The sequence below is a fragment of the Pseudomonas sp. B28(2017) genome (assembly GCF_002113025.1).
In the GTDB taxonomy this organism is placed as follows: domain Bacteria; phylum Pseudomonadota; class Gammaproteobacteria; order Pseudomonadales; family Pseudomonadaceae; genus Aquipseudomonas.
Window position 1 is genome coordinate 53654 of record NZ_NEJH01000012.1, and the last position, 23236, is coordinate 76889.

The 23236-nt window shown below is 59.0% G+C and carries 17 protein-coding genes; 7 read left to right on the forward strand and 10 right to left on the reverse strand.

All coding sequences use genetic code 11. The features are described from left to right. Positions 1-79: 79 nt before the first annotated feature. A complete protein-coding gene (locus tag CAF65_RS23510) occupies positions 80-793 on the reverse strand; it encodes an autoinducer binding domain-containing protein (protein ID WP_085718419.1) in 714 nt (237 codons plus the stop codon). A gap of 302 nt (positions 794-1095) precedes the next feature. Between CAF65_RS23510 and CAF65_RS23515 the strand changes: the two genes are divergently transcribed. Beyond that, positions 1096-1872 (forward strand): ferredoxin--NADP reductase, encoded by a 777-nt coding sequence (locus tag CAF65_RS23515; protein ID WP_085718420.1) that lies wholly within the window; start codon positions 1096-1098, stop codon positions 1870-1872. A 42-nt stretch (positions 1873-1914) separates the two neighbouring features. On the opposite strand, the gene mscL is transcribed toward CAF65_RS23515, so the two are convergent. After that, on the reverse strand, positions 1915-2328 hold the full coding sequence (gene mscL, locus CAF65_RS23520; protein ID WP_085718421.1) for a large-conductance mechanosensitive channel protein MscL: 414 nt from the start codon (positions 2326-2328) through the stop codon (positions 1915-1917). Positions 2329-2962: 634 nt separating this feature from the next. On the opposite strand from mscL, the gene radA reads away from it, so the two are divergent. Continuing rightward, positions 2963-4330, forward strand: coding sequence for a DNA repair protein RadA (gene radA / locus CAF65_RS23525; protein ID WP_085718422.1), 1368 nt, complete (start codon positions 2963-2965; stop codon positions 4328-4330). A gap of 130 nt (positions 4331-4460) precedes the next feature. Here the strand turns inward: radA and CAF65_RS23530 are convergent, their stop codons facing one another. Next, positions 4461-4829 (reverse strand): PilZ domain-containing protein, encoded by a 369-nt coding sequence (locus CAF65_RS23530; protein ID WP_085718423.1) that lies wholly within the window; start codon positions 4827-4829, stop codon positions 4461-4463. Positions 4830-4989: 160 nt separating this feature from the next. On the opposite strand from CAF65_RS23530, the gene CAF65_RS23535 reads away from it, so the two are divergent. The 3 genes from CAF65_RS23535 (at position 4990) to yjiA (ending at position 8404) form a co-directional block, all read left to right on the forward strand. Further along, complete coding sequence (locus CAF65_RS23535) at positions 4990-7056, forward strand: carbon starvation CstA family protein (RefSeq protein ID WP_085718424.1); 2067 nt, start codon at positions 4990-4992, stop codon at positions 7054-7056. A 15-nt stretch (positions 7057-7071) separates the two neighbouring features. Then, positions 7072-7269 (forward strand): YbdD/YjiX family protein, encoded by a 198-nt coding sequence (locus CAF65_RS23540; RefSeq protein ID WP_007895266.1) that lies wholly within the window; start codon positions 7072-7074, stop codon positions 7267-7269. Between the two features lie 163 nt (positions 7270-7432). Further along, a complete protein-coding gene (yjiA, locus tag CAF65_RS23545; protein WP_085718425.1) occupies positions 7433-8404 on the forward strand; it encodes a GTPase in 972 nt (323 codons plus the stop codon). A gap of 103 nt (positions 8405-8507) precedes the next feature. Here yjiA and CAF65_RS23550 read toward each other — a convergent pair whose 3' ends face one another. The 5 genes from CAF65_RS23550 to CAF65_RS23570 form a co-directional block, all read right to left on the reverse strand. Then, positions 8508-9197 (reverse strand): GntR family transcriptional regulator, encoded by a 690-nt coding sequence (locus tag CAF65_RS23550; protein ID WP_085718426.1) that lies wholly within the window; start codon positions 9195-9197, stop codon positions 8508-8510. Positions 9198-9222: 25 nt separating this feature from the next. Beyond that, a complete protein-coding gene (locus CAF65_RS23555; RefSeq protein ID WP_057400500.1) occupies positions 9223-9927 on the reverse strand; it encodes a FadR/GntR family transcriptional regulator in 705 nt (234 codons plus the stop codon). A gap of 49 nt (positions 9928-9976) precedes the next feature. Continuing rightward, positions 9977-11290, reverse strand: a complete 1314-nt coding sequence (locus CAF65_RS23560; protein ID WP_085718427.1) for a C4-dicarboxylate transporter DctA — start codon at positions 11288-11290, stop codon at positions 9977-9979. 350 nt (positions 11291-11640) lie between these two features. Next, positions 11641-12894, reverse strand: a complete 1254-nt coding sequence (gene glyA, locus CAF65_RS23565; RefSeq protein ID WP_085718428.1) for a serine hydroxymethyltransferase — start codon at positions 12892-12894, stop codon at positions 11641-11643. 177 nt (positions 12895-13071) lie between these two features. Further along, positions 13072-16920: a bifunctional diguanylate cyclase/phosphodiesterase gene (locus CAF65_RS23570; protein WP_085718429.1), complete on the reverse strand. Its 3849-nt coding sequence runs from the start codon at positions 16918-16920 to the stop codon at positions 13072-13074. 289 nt (positions 16921-17209) lie between these two features. Between CAF65_RS23570 and ettA the strand changes: the two genes are divergently transcribed. Together ettA and gdhA are read left to right on the forward strand one after the other, a co-directional pair. After that, on the forward strand, positions 17210-18874 hold the full coding sequence (ettA, locus tag CAF65_RS23575; RefSeq protein ID WP_085718430.1) for an energy-dependent translational throttle protein EttA: 1665 nt from the start codon (positions 17210-17212) through the stop codon (positions 18872-18874). Positions 18875-19246: 372 nt separating this feature from the next. Then, the gene (gene gdhA, locus CAF65_RS23580; protein WP_085718431.1) at positions 19247-20584 is read left to right on the forward strand and encodes an NADP-specific glutamate dehydrogenase; all 1338 of its coding nucleotides are present in this window, start codon (positions 19247-19249) and stop codon (positions 20582-20584) included. Here the strand turns inward: gdhA and CAF65_RS23585 are convergent. Together CAF65_RS23585 and CAF65_RS23590 are read right to left on the reverse strand one after the other, a co-directional pair. After that, positions 20581-21075, reverse strand: a complete 495-nt coding sequence (locus tag CAF65_RS23585) for a GreA/GreB family elongation factor (protein WP_085718432.1) — start codon at positions 21073-21075, stop codon at positions 20581-20583. The two genes, gdhA and CAF65_RS23585, sit on opposite strands and share 4 nt — an antisense overlap. A 263-nt stretch (positions 21076-21338) precedes the next feature. After that, complete coding sequence (locus CAF65_RS23590; RefSeq protein ID WP_085718433.1) at positions 21339-23192, reverse strand: DUF4105 domain-containing protein; 1854 nt, start codon at positions 23190-23192, stop codon at positions 21339-21341. Positions 23193-23236 lie beyond the last annotated feature (44 nt).

The following is a 23236-nucleotide window of genomic DNA, read 5'->3' on the forward strand; positions in this document are numbered from 1 at the left end:
GTCAACACTCAAGAAGGATCGCAAATGGTACGTTTTTTTACCTTGGATTACTCGCGGGTTTTCCCGCAGTCGGGCGCTTTCAGATGGCGCCGGAACGTGTCGCGGCGATGACTGCCGCAATCTTGTTATTGACGCCAAGCTTCTCGATAGCCCTGTGCACATGAAAGTTGACTGTGCGTTCACTCAAATTGAGGATCCTGGAAATCTCAAAGGCCGTCTTGCCATCGGCCGACAGCTTCAATACTTCGAGCTCCCGTCGTGACAAGGGGGGACCCTGAGGGGGAGTCGGTATTTTCGGTTGCATTGCGATCGCCAGAGCGTGCAAGTGGCGGCTGATGAAAACCGAGAAACCAAGATTCTCGTACAGCTCATAGGCTGAAATCGGGCAATGGCTCCTGGCCATGCTGAGAATACTGCGCAGGCCTGTTTCCTCATCGTGGATCGCCTGGGACCAGCCATGCTGCAAACCTTGTTGCTGCAACAACTGCCATAGCCATGGCGTCCTGGAAAAAAGCTCTTCGCTCCAGAGGACAGGCAACAATGAATGACTGCAATGAGCTACTACTGGGTCTATTTGCGTGGCGTTGCTTTTTTCATATTGAATATTCCACTCATGGGGGAAATTGTTCAGGTTCACCGTACTGGCGTCGACTCCGACGGAGTTTGAAGTAATTGAAAAGCCAAAGAATTTATATCCAAGGTTCCTGGCGAAATTGAGCGCGACTCGATAAGCAGTATTGATCTCTTGTGTATGCGCCAATTGCTTAAGCTGAGACTCCTTCCAGATCTCCATACATTGATCTCCATAAGTGTGTCCTTGGGCGCAATGTTGGATCCCAGATTTGGCCCGTCACGAGTGTAGGACAGTTCCTGTGGAGAGGGTGCGACAATTTTGCTCTTTTGACTGATGGAAAAGTGTATTTCAGGTTCTTAGGCAATCGATGAATTGTAAAATGCCATATGTCATTTTATATCCTGCGTTGTATGTCACATTTAGTGAAAGTCACTTGTGCAGATTAATGCCACTACAAACTGTCGGTGTTTATGCTGCTTTCTTTGCGGGACACTGGGGGGGTCTTTTGATTGGAGCCTTCCATGTCCGTCAGTGAAGAAAAATTTACGCGTCAGACCTTGTTCGAGGTGCATCCGTTGACTCCGAACCTGTTTACCCTGCGCGCTACTCGGGATGCAGGGTTTCGTTTTCGGGCGGGGCAGTTTGCCCGATTGGGCGTCACCAAGGCTGACGGCAGCACGGTATGGCGCGCCTACTCCATGGTGTCCTCGCCCTTTGACGAGTTCCTCGAGTTCTTTTCCATTGTCGTACCGGGCGGTGAGTTCACCAGCGAATTGAGCCGCCTGGGCGTCGACGATGCATTGCTGGTAGACCGCCAGGCTTTCGGCTACCTGACGCTGGACCGCTTTGTCGATGGGCGCGATCTGTGGTTGTTATCCACAGGCACGGGCCTGGCGCCGTTCCTGTCGATACTCCAGGACTTCGAAGTCTGGGAGAGATTCGAGCGGATCATCCTGGTCTACAGCGTTCGCGAAGCACGGGAACTGGCTTATCTGGATCTGATCGCAGGGCTGACGCAACGTGAGTACCTGGCAGAGTATGCACACAAACTGCAATTCATCACCACGGTCACTCGTGAACAGCATCCCGGCGCATTGAACGGGCGGATCACCACGCTGATTGAAAACGGCGAACTGGAGCGCGTCGCGGGTGTTGCGCTGGCGCCTGAGCATTCACGGGTCATGCTGTGCGGCAATCCGCAGATGATCGATGACACGCGCAAACTGCTTAAACAGCGGGACATGCACTTGAGCCTCAGTCGGCGACCCGGCCAGGTGGCAGTGGAAAACTTCTGGTAAAAAAAACGGCGCCCCTAAGGCGCCGTTTTTTCGCTAATGCCGTCAAGGTCGATTGTTCTGGGCCTTGAGCAAGTCGCGGATCTCGCCCAGCAACTCTTCTTCCTTGGTTGGAACCGGCGGCAGGCTGGGGGCCACGGCCTCTTCGCGCTTCAGGCGGTTGATGGCCTTGACGCCCATGAAAATCGCAAAGGCGACGATGACGAAGTCGATGACGGTCTGGATGAATTTGCCATAGGCCAGCACCACCGCCGGAGTAGCGCCTTCTGCTGCCTTGAGCGTTATGGCCAGATCACTGAAGTCCACGCCACCGATCAGCATCCCGATTGGCGGCATGACCAGGTCACCGACAAACGACGTAACGATCTTGCCGAAGGCCGCACCAATAATGATGCCGACGGCCATGTCGACCACGTTGCCTTTGACCGCGAAGGCCTTGAACTCGTTTAGCACGCCCATAGGTTATTTCCTTGTTACAGATGAGGTTGATGAACGCAGTGTAAATCAGCAAATCGCATCCTGCTCGCATCAACCGCCTCTTGTGCTTGCCGGCAATCGACCCGGGTGGTGTTGAAACACTCACCGATTGATCTCATCTGAGGGACGGTCAGGTCTTCTGCGGAGTTCGTATATGACGTTTTTTTGCGAAATGGCGTCGTCTGTATGAGGAGTCAAGGTTTAGAGAATATCCCTGAATCGGGACGTTAAAGTTGATCGGGTAGTTAGTGTCAGGATGCTTTATTGAATCTGGTTGCAGTTGCAGTGGTATGAACTGTTTCGTTAGTTTTGGGTGTGTAATAAATGTATGTTTCTCTCGGTTAGTGCTGCGTTTGTGTGGGTGTTTTCGGAGTTGTGCATTAAGTGTATGAGTTAATAATATTTGTATAAGTTTTCAAGTCGCACGGTAGAGTGTTTTTCTAGGTTTTTTGGCCATGTTGTGCAAAAAAAACTTATACAAGAATTTGTCGAGTGTGTATCTCAATATGCCAGAACTTAATGAGGCCATTTGAAATCATCAAAAGGGTTGCGCAGTTTCCGGCCGCACTCGAGCGCCTTGGCTGAGCTATCATCGCGTTTTTTTCCGGGAGTTCCGATGGCCAAGGCCAAGCGCATGTACGGCTGCACCGAGTGCGGCTCAACTTTCCCCAAATGGGCCGGCCAGTGCGCTGAGTGCGGGGCGTGGAACACGCTCACCGAAACCATGGTGGAAAGTGGCGGGGCAGCCGCCCCCAGCGGTCGTACCGGCTGGGCTGGCCAGCAGGCGCAGATCAAGACCCTGGCCGAAGTCAGTGTCGAAGAAATTCCGCGTTTCTCCACCGCTTCCGGCGAGCTCGACCGGGTTCTGGGTGGCGGCCTGGTGGATGGCTCGGTGGTGCTGATCGGTGGCGACCCCGGCATCGGCAAGTCGACCATTCTGTTGCAAACCCTGTGCAACCTAGCCAAGAGCATGCCGGCGCTGTACGTCACCGGTGAAGAGTCCCAGCAGCAAGTGGCCATGCGTGCACGGCGCCTGGGGTTGCCTCAGGATCAACTGCGGGTCATGACCGAAACCTGCATCGAAGCCATCATTGCCACGGCCCGTCAGGAAAAGCCCAGGGTGATGGTGATCGACTCGATTCAGACGATCTTTACCGAGCAACTGCAATCGGCGCCGGGTGGTGTATCCCAGGTGCGTGAAAGCGCGGCGTTGCTGGTGCGTTATGCCAAACAGAGCGGTACGGCGATTTTCCTGGTGGGCCACGTCACCAAGGAAGGCGCGTTGGCTGGCCCTAGGGTGCTGGAGCACATGGTCGACACGGTGCTGTATTTCGAAGGCGAGTCCGATGGGCGCCTGCGTCTGCTGCGGGCGGTGAAGAACCGCTTCGGTGCCGTCAATGAATTGGGTGTGTTCGGCATGACCGACAAGGGCCTGAAAGAAGTCTCCAATCCGTCGGCGATTTTTTTGACCCGCGCCCAGGAAGAAGTCCCGGGCAGTGTGGTGATGGCAACATGGGAAGGTACGCGGCCTATGCTGGTGGAGGTTCAGGCGCTGGTGGACGACAGTCACCTTGCCAACCCGCGTCGGGTCACGCTGGGGCTGGATCAGAACCGGCTGGCGATGTTGCTGGCAGTGCTGCACCGTCATGGTGGCATTCCGACCCACGATCAGGATGTGTTCCTCAACGTGGTCGGTGGGGTCAAGGTGCTGGAAACGGCGTCCGACCTGGCGTTGATGGCGGCGGTGATGTCCAGTTTGCGCAACCGGCCGTTGCCCCACGATCTGCTGGTGTTCGGGGAAGTCGGGCTGTCCGGGGAGGTGCGTCCGGTGCCGAGCGGTCAGGAGCGCTTGAAAGAAGCGGCCAAGCACGGCTTCAAGCGGGCCATCGTGCCCAAGGGCAATGCACCGAAAGAGGCGCCGGCAGGGTTGCAGATCATTGCCGTTACGCGTCTGGAGCAGGCGCTGGATGCGTTGTTCGAATAGTTGCTGACGAAACATGGACCTAGTGGGAGCGAGCCTGCTCGCGAAGGCGGTATGACAGACAGCATCAATGTTGAATGTGATGTCCTCTTCGCGAGCAGGCTCGCTCTCACATTGGATGTTTGTCTGGTCGTCAGACTTCGATCAGTGCACCCAATTCTCGTTCCAGCTCCTGCGGTTCAGCCAGGTTGAGCTCGATCAACCGCCGCAGGCGTTCAATAGACTCCAGACTGATGTGCAGGCAAACAAAGCCGAGTTGGCCATGGTCGTCGTGGGCCAGTTGCACGTCCATGGTGATGTCGGCCTCTTCGCTCAGATGTATGTTGACCAGAAAATCCTGCTGCGGATTGCCCAACCACGGGTCAGGTCGCTTGATCAGTAACCCCTTGAGCGACAGATCAAGCAACTTCACCGGCCAGGTGGACTCACCCTGACTCAGCTCGGTTCGGGCATCGAACGCAATACGTTTGAAGCGGCGACGTTCGGCAGGGGGCTCGCTCATGGCGCGATCCTCGGAAATGTACGCTGACTATAGACCCGCATGATCCAAGGCTGCCAGCGCGTGCCGGTGTCCAGACCAATGTCGGGGTATGGCCTTTGTCGTCAGGAGCGCTAAACTCGGGGTGGCTGTCTTTCTTGTCCACTCTGGCTGGAATAATAAAATGAAAAATAATAATAGCCCGCTACGCCATCTGCCTTGGCTGCTGCTGGCAATCGTAGGTGCGTGTGCCTTGGGTGTCGTGGCATTGCGCCGAGGCGAGGCAATCAACGCCTTGTGGATTGTGGTCGCTGCCGTGGCCATCTATCTGGTCGCCTATCGCTACTACAGTCTGTTCATCGCTAGCAATGTCATGCAACTCGATGCGCGACGGGCCACTCCCGCTGTGCTCAATAATGACGGTCTGGACTACGTTCCGACCAACAAACACATTCTTTTTGGTCACCACTTCGCGGCCATTGCCGGCGCGGGGCCGCTGGTCGGCCCGGTGCTGGCAGCGCAGATGGGCTACCTGCCCGGCACGCTGTGGCTGATCGCCGGCGTGGTGCTGGCCGGTGCGGTGCAGGACTTCATGGTCCTGTTCATGTCCACCCGCCGTAACGGCCGGTCCCTGGGCGATATGGTCCGTGAAGAAATGGGCCGTATCCCCGGCACCATCGCACTGTTCGGCTGCTTCCTGATCATGATCATCATCCTCGCAGTGCTGGCGCTGATCGTGGTGAAGGCGCTGGCCGAAAGCCCGTGGGGCATTTTCACAGTGATGGCGACCATCCCGATCGCGATGTTCATGGGCATCTACATGCGCTACATCCGCCCCGGTCGCATCGGTGAAATCTCGGTGATCGGCGTGCTGTTGCTGCTCGGTTCGATCTGGCTGGGCGGGCAGATTGCCGCGGACCCGGTGTGGGCCAAGGCCTTTTCCTTCACCGGTGTGCAGATTACCTGGATGCTGATCGGTTACGGTTTCGTGGCCGCCTCGTTGCCGGTGTGGCTGATCCTGGCGCCACGCGACTACCTCTCTACGTTCCTGAAAATCGGCACCATTGTCGGGTTGGCGATCGGCATCCTGATCACCATGCCGGAGCTGAAGATGCCGGCACTGACCCAGTTCGTCGACGGCACCGGCCCGGTATGGAAGGGCGGTCTGTTCCCGTTCCTGTTCATCACCATCGCCTGTGGCGCGGTCTCGGGCTTCCATGCGCTGATCTCCTCCGGAACTACACCGAAACTGCTCGATAACGAGGTCAACGCCCGTTACATCGGCTACGGCGGCATGCTGATGGAATCGTTCGTGGCCATCATGGCCATGGTCGCCGCGTCGGTGATCGAGCCTGGCGTGTACTTCGCCATGAACAGCCCGGCTGCCGTGGTCGGCGGTGATGTGGTGGCGGTGGCGCAAGCGGTCAGCAACTGGGGCTTCGCGATTACCCCGGAAGCCCTGCAAGCGGTGGCCCACGACATCGGTGAGACCACCATCCTGGCCCGTGCCGGCGGTGCGCCGACCCTGGCGGTGGGGATCGCGCAGATCCTGCACAGTGTGCTGCCGGGTGAAAATACCATGGCGTTCTGGTACCACTTCGCGATCCTGTTCGAAGCGCTGTTCATCCTCACTGCAGTCGACGCCGGTACCCGTGCCGGGCGCTTCATGCTCCAGGACCTGCTCGGTTCCTTCGTGCCTGCGCTGAAACGCACCGAATCCTGGGCTGCCAACTTCGTTGCCACCGCCGGTTGCGTGGCCATGTGGGGCTGGTTGCTGTACCAAGGGGTGATCGACCCGCTGGGCGGCATCAACACCCTGTGGCCGCTGTTCGGTATCTCCAACCAGATGCTGGCCGGTATCGCGCTGATGCTCGGCACCGTGGTACTGATCAAGATGAAGCGCCAGCGCTACGTTTGGGTCACCATGCTGCCAGCCGTGTGGCTGCTGGTCTGCACCACCACCGCCGGCTTCATCAAGCTGTTCGATGCCAACCCGGCGATCGGCTTCCTGGCCCTGGCCAAGAAATACAGCGATGCGCTGGCCTCCGGTCAGGTGCTGGCCCCGGCCAAGAGCATCGACCAGATGCAGCACGTGATCTTCAACGCCTACACCAACGCAACGCTGACCGCGCTGTTCCTGTTCGTGGTGTTCAGCATCCTGTTCTATGCGCTCAAGGTCGGCATTTCCGCCTGGGGCAGCAAGGAGCGTACGGATAAAGAATCGCCATTCCAGGCGCTGCCGGAAGCGTGATCGAGGATTTGCACCATGTTCAATGACCTGAGTCGCCTCGGTAAATACCTCGGTCAGGCTGCGCGCCTGATGGTCGGCATGCCCGACTACGACAACTACGTCGAGCATATGCAGACCAAACACCCGGACAAACCGGTGATGAGCTATGAGATGTTCTTTCGGGAGCGTCAGGAAGCCCGTTACGGTGGCAAGGGTGGGCCGAAGTGCTGTTGATCCGGTTGTCGGATTAATAGCAATACCTGTGGGAGCGAGCCTGCTCGCGATGGCGCTGTATCAGTCAACATAACTGTTGAAGCTGACGGCCCCTTCGCGAGCAGGCTCGCTCCCACATTTGTTTTGTGTTCACTTTTTATTGTATGAAGCAGGAGAATCACACTTGTCCTCTCCCATCCCGGTCACGATCCTCAGCGGCTTCCTCGGCGCTGGCAAGACCACCCTGTTGCGTCACCTGCTCAAAGCCGAGCACGGCCTGAAAATCGCCGTGATCGAGAACGAATTCAGCGACGCCGGTATCGACACCCAGTTGTTGGGCGATGAACCGGTGCAAGTGATGACGTTGTCCAATGGCTGCGTCTGCTGCACCATCCATACGGACCTGACCAAAGCGCTTTATCTGCTGCTAGAGCGTCTGGACCAGGGCGACATCGCCTTCGACCGCCTGGTGATCGAGTGCACTGGCCTGGCCGACCCGGCGCCCGTGGCGCAAACCTTTTTCATCGACGAAGAATTGCGCGAGCGCTATATCCTCGACGGCATCATCACGCTGGTCGATGCGGCACATGCCGACCTGCACCTGACCCAGACCATCGCCCAGGCGCAGATCGGTTTCGCCGACCGCCTGCTGGTGAGCAAGCGCGATCTGGTGGACGAGCCGACCTTCACCGCGTTGAGCGAGCGCCTGACCCGCATCAACCGTCGCGCGCCGATCCGCGTGGTCGACCACGGCAAGATCGACCTGGCGGAGTTGCTCGACGTGCGCGGTTTCAATCTCAACGCCGACCTCGGTGGTGCGGTGAGTTTGCGACCAGTCAGCCAGGCTCCGTCCGTCGACCGCATTTCCAGCCTGGTGCTGCGCACCGAAAGGCCGCTGGATATCGACAGACTCAGCGAGTTCATGAACGAGCTGCTGGAGGAGCATGGCAAGCAGTTGCTGCGCTACAAAGGTGTGTTGAACATCCTTGGCGAACCGCGTCGCATGGTGTTCCAGGGCGTCTTGAAGCTTTATGGATTCGACTGGGATACCGAATGGGCCGACGATGAAACCCGCGAAAGCGTTATCGTGTTCATTGCCGATGAGCTACCGGAAGAGAAAATTCGTGAGGGGTTTGCGCAGGTGGCGGCGGAGTAAGCTCCAACATTTTCAGCGGGCCTGATGCCGCCATCGCGAGCAGGCTCGCTCCCACATTTGAAATGCGGTCCCTTGTGGGAGCGAGCCTGCTCGCGATGGCAATTTATCCGGCAACACGATTATGGCTGACTACTGATCCAGAGTTCAGCAGTACCTCCTCAAGATGATCCAGATGCCGGTTCATCAACATTTCGGCCAACACAATATCCCCACGCTCCACCGCATCGACAATCTGTATGTGCTCCTGCCAGCCGCAATAATCATCTGTCTGGGCGTCAAACTGCGCAATCGCCAATGAGGTCAGAGGCACCAGGCTGCCAAGAAAATGCACCAGCGGTGCATTTCCCGCCATTTCGGCCAGTTGCAAGTGAAACGCCCCCGATAACCGAATCGATGGACCACGTTCCTTGCATTGGCGTTCGCTTTCGATCAAGGCACGCAGGCGTTTCAGGTCTTGCGCGCAGGGTCGCTGACACGCCAGCCGTACCAGCATGGTCTCGGTCAACCGCCGGGCATGCAGTGTCTGCCGGGTCTGCTCGGCATCAAGTTCGGCGACGCGGGGACGATGGTTGACTCGAAGGAGGATGATTTGCTGATGGGACAGTCGCGTCAGCACATCACGCACATCGTTGCGTCGAACACCGAACATCTGCGCCAGGCTTTCTTCCGTGAAGCGGCTGGCCGAATGGATGCGCTGTTCGAAAATGGCATCGAGGATCCGCGAATACAGATCATCCACCGAAGGGCGGATGGGCAGGGTAACGAGTGTTTGTGGCGAGGCGAAGCCGATCATGGCCAATCTCCAGTTCGAAGAGGGTTCAACTGCCGAGGTTGTCTTCCGGGATGTTCAGTTCGATGCCCATGCGCTGGCCTTCGCGCAAAATGTGCCGACGCATCTCGGCACTGGCCTGGGCGCTGTTCTTGCTGCGGATCGCCCGCACCACGGCTTCGTTTTCTTCAAGGCGTTCAGCCAGATGCTCCGGGGAGTTGCGCAACACTTCGGCGCTTTGCTTGAGGGCATTGCTGGTTTGCTGGACCACGCTCTGGAAGATCGGGTTCGAGGTCAAGGTGAACAACTCCTCGTGGAAGGCGATATAAGCGCTGACTCCGGCTTCACTATCGCCAGCCTCCAGGGCTTCGCGCATGTCCATCAGGGTCAGGCGCAGTTGCCCGACTTCCTTGCTGCTGATGGACTGCGCCACGAGGCCGACGATGAACGGTTCCAGGGTGTAGCGCAGTTGCAGCACATCTTCGAGGCTGGCTCCGGCCACGGCGCTGTCATGGCTTGCGTTGTCGCTGAGTTGCGCGTCGAGCACCACAACGCCTTTACCCGGCATTGAACGCACGAGGCCGAGGGTTTCCAGCACGATCACCGCTTCGCGCAGGCTCGGGCGGCTGATGCCCAGTTGTTCGGCCAGTTCACGCTGGCCCGGCAACATGTCGCCGGAGCGCCACTGCCCCCTGGCCAAAGCGGCCCGAAGTTTTTCTACCACTGAGTTGACGACGGTTGATGAGGTAATCACTTGTTCGCTCCGTGAGCCGTGCCTGCGGGTCGGCAGGCACGGCGGTCATTCAGAATTCTTTGGCTGCCGCTTGAGCAACCGGTTTTCGCGGCTGGAAGGTATAACCCGTCTGACCGGAAAGTACCTTGTTCGCCCGCTGCACATCGATGTCCTTTTCCCAGCGTGCGATGGCGACGGTCGCCACACAGTTGCCGATCAGGTTGGTCAGTGCCCGGCCGATGCCCATGAACCAGTCCACGGCCAGCACCAGCACCAGACCCACCACTGGAATCGCCGGAATGGCGGTAAGGGTGGCCGCCAGAATCACCAGCGCCGAGCCCGGAATACCGTGGGCACCCTTGGAGGTGATCAACGATACCAGCAGAATCGTCAGCAGGTCGGTCATGGCCAGCGGCGTGCCGGTGGCGTTGGCGATGAACACAATGGCCAGGGTCAGGTAGATCGAGAAACCGTCGAGGTTGAACGAGTAACCCGTTGGAATCACCAGGCCGACTGTCGAACTACCGATGCCCAGATGCTCGAGCTTGCGCATGATTTGCGGCAGCACGGCATCGGATGAAGCGGTGCCCAGGACAATCAATAGTTCTTCGCGCAGGTACTTGAGCAATGGCCACATCTTCAAGCCGGAGAGGCGCATCACCAGGCCGAGAATCAGGGCAACGAAGGCCACGCAGGTCAGGTAGAACAAACCGACCAGGCTGCCCAGGTGTTGCAGCGAGTCCAGGCCATATTTGCTGGTGGTGAAGGCGATCGCGCCAAATACACCGATCGGTGCCAGTCGCACGATCATGCCCATGATGCGGAAGATCACGTGGCTGAGCTCATTGATCAGCCGCGAAATACCCGAAGCCGCCTCGCCCACCAGATTCAGTGCACTGCCGAACAACACTGAAAACAGCAGGACCTGCAGGATATTGTTATCGGCAAAGGCACCGATCACCGAAGTCGGAATCAAGTCCATCAGGAACTGTGTGGTGGTGTGCATGTGCTGGCCACGTTGGGCAATGTCGCCCATGTCGGCAGCGGAAAGCTGTTCCAGGTGAATGTTCGCGCCGCTGCCGATGCCGGTGCTGAAGGCGAACACCAGGCCGATCACCAGGGCGATGGTGGTCAGCACTTCAAAGTAGATCACTGATTTGAGGCCGATGCGCCCGACCTTTTTCAGGTCGCCGGCACCGCTGATGCCGCTGACCACCACGCAGAACACAATCAGGCCGATGAGCATTTTGATCAGCTTGATAAAACCGTCACCGAGCGGTTTGAGCTGAGCGGAGTATTCGGGAAGGGTCAGCCCGCAGACGATGCCGAGCACCAGTCCGAGAACCACTTGGAGGAAGATTGAACGCGAGCACCATCTGAGCATGGGAGGAATCCTGGTCGGTGTCCTGGCTGCCGTGCGCAAGGCGCATCGACTTCGGGACTTAATTATTGTGGTCTTACCGGTATGTCCAGTGCAGGCGCAGTCTAGGCGCTATTTTTAGATGTTCGCAAGTAAAAATTAGAAAATTGGCATGACCGGTCTTACCAGTTGTGCTGATCCTGTAGGAGCGAACTTGCTCGCGAGGGCCGTCAACGATAACGAGTGCTTGCTGGTTCAACGCATCATCATTGAAATCATCGCGAGCAAGCTCGCTCCTACAGAAGCATTTCACGGGCGAAAAAAAACCGGCCATCTCTGGCCGGTTTCTCATGACTGCGGTTAAGCGGGGCTGATTAAGCGCCGTATACCGGCAGCTTCTTGCAGATAGCCTTGACCTTTTCACGAACGGCATCGATCACCGCTTCGTTGTTCAGGTCAGCCAGGATGTCGCAGATCCAGCCGGCCAGTTCCTTGCACTCTGCTTCCTTGAAGCCGCGAGTGGTCACAGCCGGAGTGCCGAAGCGCAGGCCGGAGGTGACGAACGGGGAGCGTGGGTCGTTTGGCACGGAGTTCTTGTTCACGGTGATGAACGCTTTGCCCAGAGCGGCATCGGCGTCTTTACCGGAGATTTCCTGCTTGATCAGCGACAGCAGGAACAGGTGGTTCTGAGTACCGCCCGACACCACGTCGAAGCCGCGCTCGATGAACACGCCGGCCATGGCCTGGGCGTTCTTCACCACTTGTTGCTGGTAAGCCTTGAACTCAGGCTGCAGCGCTTCCTTGAAGCAGATCGCCTTGGCCGCGATCACGTGCTCCAGTGGGCCGCCCTGGGCGCCCGGGAATACCGCGGAGTTCAGCTTCTTCTCGATGTCGGCGTTGGCGCGAGCCAGGATCAGGCCGCCACGTGGACCGCGCAGGGTCTTGTGAGTGGTGGTGGTCACGACGTCGGCGAATGGAACCGGGTTCGGGTAGACACCCGCGGCAACCAGACCGGCCACGTGGGCCATGTCGACGAACAGGTAAGCACCGACCTTGTCGGCGATAGCGCGGAAGCGTGGGAAATCCAGAACCTGCGAGTAGGCAGAGAAACCGGCCACGATCATTTTCGGCTTGTGCTCGACCGCCAGGCGCTCGACTTCGTCGTAGTCGATCAGACCGTTGGCGTCGATGCCGTACTGGATGGCGTTGTACAGCTTGCCCGAAGACGAAACGCTGGCACCGTGGGTCAGGTGACCGCCGTGGGCCAGGCTCATGCCCAGGATGGTGTCGCCAGCCGACAGCAGGGCCAGGTAAACGGCGCTGTTGGCTTGCGAGCCAGCGTGCGGCTGAACGTTGGCGTAGTCGGCACCGAACAGCTCTTTGGCGCGGTCGATGGCCAGTTGCTCAACAACGTCTACGTACTCGCAGCCACCGTAGTAGCGCTTGCCCGGATAGCCTTCGGCGTACTTGTTGGTCAAGACCGAGCCTTGAGCTTCCATCACCGCAGGGCTGGTGTAGTTTTCCGAAGCGATCAGCTCAATGTGCTCTTCCTGGCGCTGAGCTTCTTGCTCCATGGCGGCAAAGAGATCGGCGTCGTACTTGGCAATAGTCAAATCACGGCTGAACATGGCGGTCCTCAAGGATCGGGGGCGGAAAAGGGGGGCATTCTAACCCAATGGGTTTTAGATGGCATATGAAACGGCATCATGTCGCAGACAAGTGGGCTTCATGACTGATATGCGGCATCTGTGCAGGCCTAATCGCTGGCTTGCCAGCGATTAGGCCTACAGTCTCACTGCAAAATTTCAGTCAAACATGAACAGTGCATCATTGCTGAACTGCCCTTCGAACCGGCCTGCCGGCATCGGGTGGCCAAACAGGTAACCCTGCACCTCGTCGCAACCGTGCTCTCTCAGGAAATCAAGCTGCTCGTGGGTTTCCACGCCTTCGGCGATCACCGCCAGGTTCAGGCTGTGGGCCATGGCAATGATCGCCCGGGCGATCTGCGCATCCTGTTCACCCGACGGCAGGCCGTCGACGAAGGTGCGGTCGATTTTCAGTACGTCGATCGGGAACTGCTTGAGGTAGTTGAGCGATGAGTAACCGGTACCGAAATCGTCGACCGCAATGCTCAGGCCGAGGTTTTTCAGGCCATCGAGGATCTGCATCGCCTCGCTGACTTCGCGCATCAGGATACTTTCGGTGAGTTCCAGTTCCAGGCACGCCGGTGGCAGACCGGTTTCTTTGAGGATGGTGGCGATCCGCGTGCCGAGTTGCCCGTCGGAGAACTGCCGCGCCGAGATGTTCACCGACACCTTCGGCACCCGTACCCTGGCCTGATGCCAGGCCTTGAGCTGGCGGCAGGCTTCGCTGATCACCCAGTCGCCGACATCCACGACCAGCCCGAGCTCTTCCAGCACTGGAATGAAATCCCCCGGTGGCACCAGCCCGCGGCGTGGGTGGCGCCAGCGCAACAGTGCCTCGGCACCGGTCAGGCGCTTGCCGTCTCCGCTGAACTGCGGTTGGTAATACAGTACGAATTCATTCTGCTCCAGGGCATGGCGCAAGTCGCTTTCCAGCTCCAGGCGTTCCAGCGCACTGGCGTTCATGTCTGCCTGATAGAACTGGAAGTTGTTCTTGCCACGCTCCTTGGCGTGGTACATCGCTGTGTCGGCATTCTTCATCAACTGGCTGAGTTCGTTGCCGTCCTGCGGGCTCAGGGCGATGCCGATACTGGCCGTGACGAAGAACTCACGGCCTTCGAGCACAAACGGTTTCACCAGGCTGGCGAGAATCTGTTCGGCCACATGAATGGCCCGGTTCAGGGCAATTTCACGGTTGGCTCGCGGTTGCAGAAGCAAGGTGAATTCGTCACCGCCCATGCGCGCCACGGTGTCGTCATCGTCGACGCAACCGAGCAGGCGCGCGGCCATTTCCTTGAGCATGCGGTCGCCGGCGGCGTGGCCCAGGGAGTCGTTGATCGGCTTGAAGCGATCAAGATCGAGGAACATCAGCACCACCCACGACTTCTGTCGTTCGGCCGATTGCAGTGCCGTGTGCAGGCGATCCTGGAACAGTGTGCGGTTGGGCAGGTGGGTCAGGGCATCGTAGTAGGCGAGGCGGTGAATCCGCTGCTCGCTGGCCTTGCGCTCGCTGATGTCGCTGAAGAAGCACACATAACTGGCCAGGTCGCCTTCGTCGTCGAGTACGGCGGTGATCCCGACCCAGGCCGGGTAGTGCTCGCCGTTGCGGCGCTTGAGCCAGACTTCGCCTTCCCAGGTGCTGTGCTGGCCCAATTGCTTGAGCACATAACGCAGATGGGTTTCCTGCTGCTCGTCGACGGTCAGCATGTTCGGCAACTGGTCGAGGACCTGCTCCACGGCATAACCGCTGACACGGCTGAAGGCTTCGTTGGCCTGGACGATGTAGCCGGCCGGGTCGGTGATCAGGATCGCCGAGGTCGAGTGTTCGAATACCGTGGCGGCCATGCGCAAGTCTTTTTCGGCCCGGCGTTGCTGGCTGATGTCGCGGCCGACGCCGAGCACGCCTTCGAACGTACCGTGCTCGTCCCAGACCAATACCAGGCGCAGTTCGATCGGGATCTTGCGCCCGTCGGCCCGCAGACAATCGAACAGGAACAGTTGGGTTTGCACCTGGCTGCGTAATAGAGCCAGTTGGTCCGGCTGATCCAGCGCTTTGCTGACCCGGTCCATCAGGTGGTAGATACCGGTCAGTTGTTGCGGGTTGGCAATGGTCGATTGCCAGCCGTTCTGGAAAATCCACTCGACGTCGTAGCCCAGCACGGCTTGCACCGAAGGGCTGACGTAGTTGAGGTTAAGGCGGCTGTCGGTGGAGAAAATCACGTCGCTGATGCTTTCGGCGAGCATCCGGTAGCGCTGCTCGCTGTCGCGCAGCGATTCGCTGGCTTCGATCTGGTCGGTGATGTCCTTGGCCACGCCGATGATCCGCGTGACCTGATCGTCCTTGTCCCGCGCCAGTGCCTGTTCGCGAATCTCGAAGCGTCGCCACTGGCCGTCTCGATGGCGGAAGCGCAACTGGCACTGCATCAATTGGCGATAACCGGCCTGGCGCTGGACCTGGCGTGAGCGATGGTAGTAGTCGGCGTCTTCGGGGTGCAGGAGGATTTCCCAGAAATATTCGCCCATCTGCTGCAGTTCGGTGCGGCTGTAACCCAGGGTCTGGCCCAGGTGGTGGTTGCTGAAGATCATGCGCTGGCTGATCACATCCTGCACATACAGGTGATCCGGCACCGTGCGCACCACGTCCGACCAGAACCCTTCGCGCTCCTGCAATGACAGTTCGATGAGCTTGCGGCTGGTGATGTCGGTGATGCTCAGGATCACCGCGTCATAGTCGTCCGGGGGTTGCGGCAGACGCAGCACCAGCCACAGGTGCTGGTCGCGACCGCTGGCGTCCTGGTGCTTGATTTCCAGCTCAAGCTGTTGCTGCCGGTTGAGCAGCGCGTCGAGCACCTGGTTACCGATGGCGGTGCCGTCCTGCGGATTGCTGTCGACCAGCAGTTTCCAGGCGTTGTCGGTGCTATCGACATTAAGCAGTTGCAGCGCGACCTGGTTGACCTCGGTAATCCGCAGTTCCTTCAGCAATTGCCGGCGTTGCTCCGGGATCGCCAGCCATGCTTGCAGTTGCTCGCTGCCCTGCAGTTGTGCCTTGTCGAAAAAGACCTTGAGCCCCGACATGTCGAGCACGCACAAAGCCACGCCGGTGCCTTCGAAAATGTCCTGATAACGCCGGCGGCCTTCATTCAATTGGCGCTGACGTCGGCGCATGTTCAGCAAGGCAAGAAACGGCAGCATGGAAAGTGCCAGGCCCAGCAGGCATTTGCCGATGAACGCCGGCAGCAGTTCCTCCAGCACGCGCTGACGGTCGAACAAGCCGCGCAATTGCCAATCGCTGCTGCTCAGCGGAACCGTCAGCACGCTGTTGGCGATGTCGTCGGCGGTCAGCGTCCCCGGGTTGACCGAGGGCAACGCTTCGTCACGGCTGACGATCTGATGATTGATGCGGTTTTCCACCAGCCACAACGGACGGTCCCCGGCCTCGCTTTGCTTGGTCAAGGACGAAAAGAAGGTGGGGGGCAGGCGCAAGACCCAATAGCCTCGGGAGCTGCCGCTGGCCTGATGCAACAATAGATGCACCACGGAACCGTCGGTGGCATTGCTGAAGTAGTGTGCCTGGACGTGGCTGCGGCGTACCAGTTCACCCAGGTAGTCGCTGTCATCGCTGTCGGGAGCGCTGTCACTGATGACTCTTCCCGAGGGGCTGAGCAAAGCCAGGCTGCGCAGATCGGGCAGCGACTGTTGCAGCTTGCGCAACAGGGCCTGCAGTTCATCGGCGTCCTGCGGTTGTTCGACGATCGGCAACAGGTTGAGGGCGATCTGCGCGTTGAGTGCCATGTTCAGGCTGACCTGCGCGGCCAGATCGGCGGTGTAGTCGATGGTGTACTGACGCTGGTTCTTCTGGGTTTCCCGCAACTGGTCGAGCAACTGCCAGAACAGCAGGGCCAGCAGCAAAAGTACGAGTGTCGCCAAGGTGCCCTTCAAAGTCCCGCGCAGGGGAGCGCCGGGCGCAGTGGCCGGCGCACTGGAAGGCAGAGGCGGGGGGACATTGGACAAGCTGTAATCCTGCGGTTTGGCTGGACTGGCGCGACGTGCACTATAAGCCGGACGCCCGAAGGGCGGCTAGCATGCCTTGAGTTGTGGCGAAGTGCCAGCCCCTGTCCGTCGGCTGGACTGCCACTGGTCAATAAGGTAGCTTTGCCGGTTACGCGGGGGCGTTCCAGCTCCTAGACTCAGACTTTTTTCAGCGCGCACGTTTTGATCCCCTCAAGCGAGCGACGCGCACGGTCTGGCCAGGCATTGCCTGCGCTCCAATCATTCATCAGTCACTGACCCTAGGTTCTCCATGGCTCAATACGTATTCACCATGCATCGGCTGGGCAAAGTTGTTCCGCCGAAGCGGGAAATCCTGAAAAACATTTCTCTGTCGTTCTTCCCTGGCGCCAAGATCGGTGTGCTCGGCCTCAACGGTTCGGGTAAGTCCACACTGCTGAAAATCATGGCTGGTGTCGACACCGAGTTCGAGGGCGAAGCCCGTCCGATGCCGGAGCTGAACATCGGCTACCTGCCGCAGGAACCGATCCTGGACCCGACCAAGACCGTGCGTGAAGTGGTCGAAGAAGCGGTCAGCGTGATCAAGGACGCCCAGGCGCGTCTGGACGAGGTCTACGCGGCCTACGCCGACCCGGATGCCGATTTCGACAAATTGGCGGCCGAGCAGGCCAAGCTCGAAGCCATCCTGCAGGCCAGCGACGGCCACAACCTTGAGCGTCAACTGGAAGTCGCCGCCGATGCGCTGCGTCTGCCGGCCTGGGATGCCAGGGTCGAACACCTCTCCGGTGGTGAAAGGCGTCGTGTGGCCCTGTGCCGTCTGCTGCTGTCCGCCCCGGACATGCTGCTGCTCGACGAGCCGACCAACCACCTGGACGCCGACTCCGTTGCGTGGCTTGAGCATTTCCTGCACGACTTCCCGGGTACTGTGGTAGCGATCACGCACGACCGTTACTTCCTGGACAACGTTGCTGGCTGGATTCTGGAACTCGACCGCGGCGCGGGCATTCCGTACGAAGGCAACTATTCGGGTTGGCTGGAAGCCAAGTCCGATCGTCTGGCTGCCGAATCCAAGCAACAGTCGGCCCACGAAAAAGCCATGAAGGAAGAACTGGAGTGGGTGCGCAAAGGCGCCAAGGCCCGCCAGTCCAAATCCAAGGCACGTCTGCAGCGCTTCGAAGAAATGCAATCGCAGGAATTCCAGAAACGCAGCGAAACCAACGAGATCTATATCCCTGCCGGTCCGCGCCTGGGCGACAAGGTCATCGAGTTCAAGAACGTCACCAAGGGCTACGGCGACCGCGTGCTGATCGACAACCTGTCGTTCTCCATGCCTAAAGGCGCCATCGTCGGCGTGATCGGCGGTAACGGTGCCGGTAAGTCGACCCTGTTCCGCATGCTGATGGGCAAGGAAACTCCGGATTCGGGCAGCATCGAAGTCGGTGAAACCGTGCAACTGGCTTGCGTCGACCAGAGCCGCGAAGACCTGGACGGCAGCAAGACCGTGTTCCAGCAGATTTCCGACGGTTCCGACCAGATCCGCATCGGCAACTACGAGATTCCGTCGCGTACCTACGTCGGTCGCTTCAACTTCAAGGGCGGCGATCAGCAGAAGTTCGTCAAGGATCTGTCCGGTGGTGAGCGTGGCCGCTTGCACCTGGCCCTGACCTTGAAAGAGGGCGGCAACGTCCTGCTGCTCGACGAACCGTCCAACGACCTCGACGTTGAAACCCTGCGTTCCCTGGAAGAAGCCCTGCTGGACTTCCCGGGCGCCGCCATTGTGATCTCCCACGACCGGTGGTTCCTTGACCGCGTCGCGACGCACATCCTGGCGTACGAAGACGACTCGCAAGCCGTGTTCTTCGAAGGTAACTACACCGAGTACGAAGCCGACCGTAGAAAGCGCCTCGGCGATGCGGCTGCCCAGCCGCATCGTGTGCGGCACAAGAAACTGGCCTGATTTCGGGTTGGTTGCATAAAGAGCGGAGCCTTCGGGCTCCGTTTTTTTTTTGCGTTTTTTTCAGGTGCACCGAGTTGTGTTCATCGCAGGCAAGCCAGCTCCCACAGGAAATGAGTAAAGCCCGGAATGTGTGAACACCACTAGAACCAGTGGGAGCTGGCTTGCCTGCGATAGCGGTGTCACTAATGGTGCGGGATTTGAGTTCGAGCTCCCCGTTCGGGTGCAAAAATGGCTGAAAATCAGGAGGGGTTTATATTCTGTGCACCATTTAATTTCATTAATGCGACATTTTGCGCTGTTCTTGTGCGCAATTCGTTTGTTACAGTCCGGCTCAATCTCCTACAACGACAATCAATTTGCCGAGACTTTTCCATGATCGAATCTGTCGAATCCTTCCTTGCCCGCCTGAAAAATCGCGATCCGGACCAGCCTGAATTCCATCAGGCCGTGGAAGAAGTGCTACGCAGTCTATGGCCGTTTCTTGAAGCCAACCCGCACTACCTGACCTCGGGCATTCTGGAGCGTATCTGCGAACCGGAGCGGGCGGTGGTGTTCCGCGTGTCGTGGGTCGACGATCAGGGCAAGGTCCAGGTCAATCGCGGATTCCGTATCCAGATGAACAGCGCCATCGGCCCGTACAAGGGCGGCCTGCGTTTCCATCCGTCGGTGAACATGGGCGTGCTGAAATTCCTCGCCTTCGAACAGACCTTCAAAAACTCCCTGACTTCATTGCCCATGGGGGGCGGCAAGGGCGGTTCGGACTTCGATCCGAAGGGCAAGAGCGACGCGGAAGTCATGCGCTTCTGCCAAGCCTTCATGAGCGAGTTGTACCGTCACATCGGTGCCGACGTTGATGTGCCAGCCGGTGATATCGGCGTTGGCGCCCGGGAAATCGGCTTCCTGTTCGGTCAGTACAAGCGTCTGAGCAACCAGTTCACCAGTGTGCTGACAGGCAAAGGACCAAGCTATGGCGGCAGCCTGATTCGCCCGGAAGCCACCGGTTTCGGTTGCGTGTACTTCGCCGAAGAAATGCTCAAGCGCCGTGATCAGACCGTTGAAGGCAAGCGAGTGGCGATCTCCGGTTCCGGCAACGTTGCCCAGTACGCGGCGCGCAAGGTGATGGACCTGGGGGGCAAAGTGATTTCCCTGTCTGACTCCGAAGGCACGCTGTATTGCGAAGCTGGCCTGAGCGAAGATCAGTGGCTGGCGTTGCTGGATCTGAAAAACGTCAAACGCGGGCGGATCAGCGAATTGGCGGCGGCGTTCGGCCTGGAGTTTCGCGCCGGCCAGCACCCATGGTCGCTGCCGTGCGACATTGCGCTGCCATGCGCCACGCAGAACGAACTCGATGCCGAAGCTGCGCACACTCTGCTGCGTAACGGCTGTGTATGCGTGGCCGAAGGCGCGAACATGCCGACCACGCTGGAGGCTGTGGATATCTTCATCGAGGCCGGCATTCTGTTCGCACCGGGCAAGGCATCCAACGCCGGTGGCGTGGCGGTGAGCGGTCTGGAGATGTCGCAGAATGCCATGCGCCTGCTGTGGACCGCTGGCGAAGTGGACAGCAAGCTGCACGCGATCATGCAGTCGATTCACCACGCCTGTGTGCACTACGGTGAAGAGAACGGACGTATCAACTACGTCAAGGGCGCGAACATCGCCGGCTTCGTCAAAGTCGCCGATGCCATGTTGGCCCAAGGCGTGGTTTAGGACGGTTCGATGCGGATCACTTCAATCACTTGATCGCCGGCAGGACGCTGCCACAGCACTTCATCGTTGAGTCGTGCGCCGAACAGCGCCCGACCCAGCGGTGAACCCCAGTTGATCAGACCGTGGGCGGCATCGGCCTGATCTTCGCCCACCAGTTGTACCCGGCGTTCGGTGTTGTGTTCATCGGCATAGGTCACCCAACTGCCGAACTGCACTTTCTCGGTCGAAGTCGCGGCGGGTACTACCTGAGCGCTGCCCAGGCGCTGCTTGAAATAACGCAAATCACGTTCGAGATCCGCCAGGCGCTGCTTGTCGGCCTCGTCGCCTTTTGCCGATTGTTCAGTGTGCTGGGCTTGCAGTTCGGCGACCTTGGCCTGCAACAGGCTGAGGCCTTGCGGCGTGACGTAATTGGGCTGCGCGCTGACCTGCCGTTCGACAGGCTGATCGGCTTGCTCGGCGGCGCTATCTTCATGGACGAAGGCACGGCTCATGGAATTCTCCTGGTACAGGGTTTGGATCATGGTCGCAGGCATCTGGTTTCACTGGATGTCTGAAAGCGACTTACGGCGAGTGATTGGCCCTGGCCTATCACTCGCCACATTTCGAACTCCCATGCCCCAACGGCCCATAAGGAAAGTCTAGAAGCCGGCTCGCCAGGATGGTGTGCCAGGGCGGTGAAAAATCCATTCAACACCGCATTCCCCTTGTAGGAGTGAGCAAGCCCGCTCCCACAGGGGCGGTGGTGTGTATCAGGTCAGTAGTGATACCACTTCATCTCAAGCATCACTTCGTTCTCGGGCGTCGCCAAATGGCTGAACTCGCGCCGGGCACTCAAGCGCAGTCCGAGATTGCGGGATATTTCCCATTGCTGATTCAGACTCAGGCTACGACGCACTTCGCCATTGGTGAAAAAATCACCTTTGGTTTCCAGGCTGAAATTACCCATCGGGTTTTTCCACAGCACACCACTGTTGAAGCCTGCGGCCGGCGCGATGAAGGCGGCGAAGTCGTTATTGTGTTCGATACGCACAGTGCCCAGGGCAAATCCGAGCAGGTCATCGCCCAGTTGCCAGGTCCCACCGCCACCGCCGTTGACGTGGCTGACCAGGGTCTGGTCATCGTGCTTGCCCGGCACTCGCTCCAGACCACCGGTGACTTGCCATGAGAGTGGTTGCAGCAATTGGTTGCGCGGGGTCAGAGAGCGAATGGTCGCCAGGTCCAGTTGCTGCACTTGCCAGTCATTGCCTTCGTACTGGCGCAGTTTCAATTGCAGAATTTCGATCTGCGCGCCCAGTGGAAAGCTTTCGCTGTTGTCATTGAGGTCGTGATAAGCCATGCGCAAGCCGTACTCGCCAAAGGCTTTATCACCACGGGTGCCGAGGCCGAGCTGCCAGGTACGGGACTCGTGACCGTCTTCGGGCAGGCCGGGTTGCGCGATGTCCAGCTCCGGCGCCGGGTTCTGGTTGATTGCCCGCAGCAGTTCGAAGCTGCGCCGGGCCTGCGCCGGGTCGCGTTCCTGGCCATTGGCGCGGTAGCGCTCCAGTCGATAGGCCGCATCGATGATCAGTGCCTGGCGCTCGCGGGGTTGTGCCTTGAACGCCGGGTCCTGCAATCGGTTCTGATCGGCGCTGACTTTCAGCACCCATTGCTGCTCTTCAGGGGGCAGCGGCTCGGCGCGACTGAGCAACTCGCGCTCCCGGGACGGACGATACAGGATGGATTCCACCAGCCCGGCATTCTTCACGGCTTTGACGGTGTCGGTCGGGATAGCCGTGAGCGGGAATTGCCCGGTCAGGCGCAAGCTCGGGCGGGCCACTTGCAGCAGTTCCAGTAAACGGTATGAGCAGTTTTCGTCGAAGAAGAAATAGTCGAACTTGATCTGCTTCAGCTCCCAGACGTGCTCGACCATGCGTGCGGTTTCCTGCCGGGTCAGGTTCAGCCGGTATTCCCACAGGTCGCGGTTTTCCAGGCTGCGGTATTCCGAGAGTTTTTCCTGGTAGGGCACCATTGCGAACAAGCCGGGGTAGCCGCCCATCAGGCCTTTCCAGGCATAGAGGATGCTGTTGTCCGAGCCCTCGATGTAGGCGCCGAAGTTGATCGCGTAACTGAGCAGCGAAGTCTTGTCGCTCTTCACTTCGGCCTGATCGATGCGCAGCAGGGTGTGGCCGAACATCGAGGACGGGCTGTTCAGATAGGCTGCCGGGAAGATCATCACCGCACTGTCCGGTGAGACGTCCTTGAACCATTGCCTGAACCCGGCGCAATCCGGCGTCGGCAGGCCGGTCAGGCCGAGCTGTTCTTTCAGCCAGCGGGTGCGGGCCGGATAGACGCATTGAGCGTGTGTTTCACCGGTACTGGCCGGGGCGTACAAGGCTTGTACCGTCGCCGCCAGTTCATGGTCGGGGTTTTCATTGCCGTCGGCGGCGAGGAAGAATTTCCTGTCGCTGACATGGCTGCGCCAGCCGCCGAGCTTGGCGGTTTCGTAATGGCCCAGAGATATCCAGAAAGGGTCGTTGGCCAGTTGCTGCAAACGTTGTGGGTCGATGTGAGGCGCGGCGGACAGTGGGGCGCAGACACACAGCGCCAGCCAGACAAGGCGTTTGAGCATAGATGGCAACTTGAATACTTGGGAAAAAGACCCAAAAAGGGGCA